Here is a 3,305-nt window from a genome sequence, read left to right as displayed (position 1 = left end):
ACGAATGTCGGCATAGCGTGAGCTATTAAGCCGACGATTCGACAAGTTTAGGGATTGTTAAGGGTTCCGAGGCTCAACTGCGCCGTTCGGCCTTGACGCCCAGGACGGCCTCCACCAGGCCGCCGGCGATCATCACCGCCGCGCCGATGCAGAAGGCCAGGACCGTGTCGCCCACCTTCTTCGTGCCCACCAGCTCGGCGAACAGCAGCGGGCCGGTGATGCCGCCGACCGCCGTGCCGATCGCGAAGAAGAAGGCGATCGCCATCGCCCTGGTTTCCATCGGGAAGATCTCGCTGACCGTCAGGTACGCGGACGAGGCGCCCGCCGACGCGAAGAACAGCACCACGCACCAGCACGCCGTCATGGTCACCGCGCTGAGCGCGCCCGAGCTGAACAGCCACGCCGTGCCCAGCAGCAGAACGCCGGACAGCACGTAAGTGCCAGTGATCATGATCTTGCGGCCGACCGAGTCGAACAGCGGCGCGAGCAGCAGCGGGCCGAGCAGGTTGCCGACCGCGATCACCGCGAAGTAGTAGCCGGTGCTGCCGGACGGCACCTCGAAGAAGGTCTGCAGGATCTGCGCGTACCCGAAGGTGACCGCGTTGTAGAGGAACGCCTGGCCGATGAACAGGGCGAAGCCCAGCGCGGCACGCTTCGGATACTGCCGGACGAGCGTCTTCGCGATCGTGGTGAAGCTGATCGTCTTGCGCTGGTGGATCTCGATGGACGTGTCGACCGGCTCCAGGGTGACGTTGTCCTCGCGTTCGACCTCCTTCTCGACGCCGCGGACCAGCGCCTCCGCCTCGTCGCCGCGGCCGTGGATGAACAGCCAGCGGGGACTCTCCGGAACGTGCCGGCGTACCAGCAGAATCACCAGGCCCAGCACGACGCCCAGGCCGAACGCCACGCGCCAGCCCCACGCCACCGGCAGTTGGGTCAGGATCGGCACGGTCAGCAGCGCGCCGAAGGCCGCGCCCGCCCAGTAGGTGCCGTTGATGATGAGGTCGATCCGGCCCCGGTGCCGCGCCGGGATCAGCTCGTCGATGGCCGAGTTGATCGCCGCGTATTCGCCGCCGATGCCCGCGCCGGTGACGAACCGGAACAGGAAGAACCACCACGGATCGAAGGACAACGCGGTCATGGCGGTGCCGAAGAGGTAGACGGCGAGGGTGACGATGAACAGCTTCTTGCGGCCGAAGCGGTCGGTCAGCCAGCCGAAGAACAGCGCGCCGCAACAGGCGCCCAGGACGTAGATGGCGGCGCCGAGGCCGGTGACCTGGCTCTGGGTGATGTCGAGGCCGCTGCCCTCCTCGGACAGCCGGCCGGACAGGTTGCCGACGATGGTCACCTCGAGGCCGTCGAGCACCCAGACCGTGCCGAGGCCGATGACGATCATCCAGTGCCAGCGCGCCCACGGCAGCCGGTCGAGCCGGGCCGGGACGTCGGTGCGGATCGTTCCGGTGGACATGATGATCGCTCTACCCAGGCCGAACGGGGATTACGCCGCCACCCGCACACAATCGCGGCCGGCTTGCTTGGCCTGGTACAGGGCGGTGTCGGCGCGGTTCAACAATTGCCCCAGATCGGGCTCGGCGCCGTCGGGACAGGCCACGCCCACGCTGATCGTCACCGGCAGCGCGCCCGCGGCCGTCGGCACCGGATTGCCCGACACCACCTCGCGCAGCCGCTCGGCCAGCTCCGCGGCGACCGGCTTCTCGGCCGGGGTGATGACCGCGAACTCCTCGCCGCCGTACCGGCCGACGACGCCGTCGCGGACGAACTGGCCGAGCCGGTCGGCGACCACCCGGATCACCTCGTCGCCGACCGGATGCCCGTACGTGTCGTTGATGCGCTTGAAGTGGTCGATGTCCACCATCAGGACCGCCATCGGCCGGCGGGTCCAGCGGGCGATGCTCAGCTGCCGGTCGGCCTCGGCGAAGAAGTGGTTGCGGTTGTACAGGCCGGTGAGCCCGTCGATGGTGGCCAGCTGGCGCACCTGGCTGAAGAGGCGGGCGTTCTCGTACGCGGTCAGCCCCTGGCCCGCGATGGCCGCGGCGATCTGCGACTGCGCCTCGGTCATGCCGCCCCGCGCGGCGCCGACCAGCAGGATGCCGAACGCCTCGCCGTGCTCGGGCACCTGGATCGCCCACCAGCTGCGCGGGGTGCCGATCAGCCCGCCCAGCGGCGGATCCTCGCCCGGCGCGACCGTGCGCACCCGCGGACCGGCCAGGCCGACCAGGTCGGGCTGCATGGGATGCACCGGCGTGCCGACCGCCGCGGTCGGGCCCTCTGCGGCCGTGACCACCAGAGCGTCGTCCTGCTGGGTCAGCAGCACGGCCGAGTCGCCGCCCAGGGTGCGGATCAGGCTGTTGAGCAGCCGGCGCATCACCTCGTCGGGGTCCAGCGACGAGCTCTGGTCGGCCATCGCGGCGCGCAGCGTCTCGGCGACGTCGCGCTGCCGGCGCGCGGTCTGCACCGCCACCTCGAGCTGGGCGGCGCGCGCGGTCTCCAGCGACACCGCGATGTGGTTGGTGATGGCCTTCAGGATGTCGACGTCGTCGCGGGTGAACACGCCCTTAGCGACCCGGCTGTCCAGATAGACCACGCCGCGCAGGACGCCGTCGAACTTCAGCGGGGCGATCAGGATGCTGCGCAGGCCGTGGACCTGCACACTCTGCGAGCCGAGCGCGACGCCCTCCTCGCTTCCGGTCACCACGAGCGGCTCACCGGACCTTCGGACCCGCTCGACCAGGGTGGAGCTGTACCCGGTCAACTCGCGGATGTCGTTGCCCTCGCCGTCACGGCCCACGTGCGGCACGAGCTGATCGAGATCGAGATCGAGCAAGAAGAGGAAGGCCCGGTCGGCGCCCAGGATGCGCAGCGTCTCGTCGAGCGCCACCCGGGCCAGGCCGCGCGGCTCCAGCACGGTCGCCGACGCCAGGCTGACCTGCTGCAGCGCCTCCAGGCGCCGCCGATACAGCGCCGCGGCGGGCTCGTCGCGGCTGGAGGTGACCGACTCGGCGTCCACCGAACCGGGCCGGCTCACCCGGAACTCCTCGGCGACCCAGCGGATCCGCTGCGGCCACCCCTGGTCGGTGGCGATCTGCATGGCCGCCTTCGCGTGCTGCGTCGCCATGATCGGCCGGTCGATGGCGCCCATCGCCCTGGCCCGCACCCGCTCGGCCTCGTACGCGATCAGCGGCGCATCCACCGGCAGCAGCGCCACCTCCACGTCGGCCAGCGTCCGCATCGCGTCCTCCGGGCGGCCCGCGAGCACCTCGAGGTCGGCGCGGGCGATCTTGTGG

At 70.5% G+C, this 3,305-nt stretch carries 2 protein-coding genes; both read right to left on the bottom strand.

Annotated elements, in window-relative coordinates:
- Positions 1 to 73: 73 nt before the first annotated feature.
- Positions 74 to 1,468 carry an MFS transporter gene (locus AB0M20_RS33935; protein ID WP_364304431.1) on the bottom strand — a complete coding sequence of 465 codons (1,395 nt, stop codon included), beginning with the start codon at positions 1,466 to 1,468 and terminating at the stop codon, positions 74 to 76.
- Between the two features lie 30 nt (positions 1,469 to 1,498).
- On the bottom strand, positions 1,499 to 3,305 hold a 1,807-nt coding region (locus AB0M20_RS33930; protein WP_364304430.1), incomplete at its 5' end, for a sensor domain-containing diguanylate cyclase.

This window comes from Actinoplanes sp. NPDC051633 (genome assembly GCF_040681735.1).
GTDB lineage: Bacteria > Actinomycetota > Actinomycetes > Mycobacteriales > Micromonosporaceae > Actinoplanes.
The sequence above is the reverse complement of the archived record's forward strand: the minus strand, read 5'-3'. Positions and strand labels throughout refer to the sequence as shown.

Excerpts from the sequence above, each read along its gene's own strand:
- AB0M20_RS33935 (WP_364304431.1), bottom strand. The coding sequence starts at position 1,468 with ATGTCCACCGGAACGATCCGCACCGACGTCCCGGCCCGGCTCGACCGG.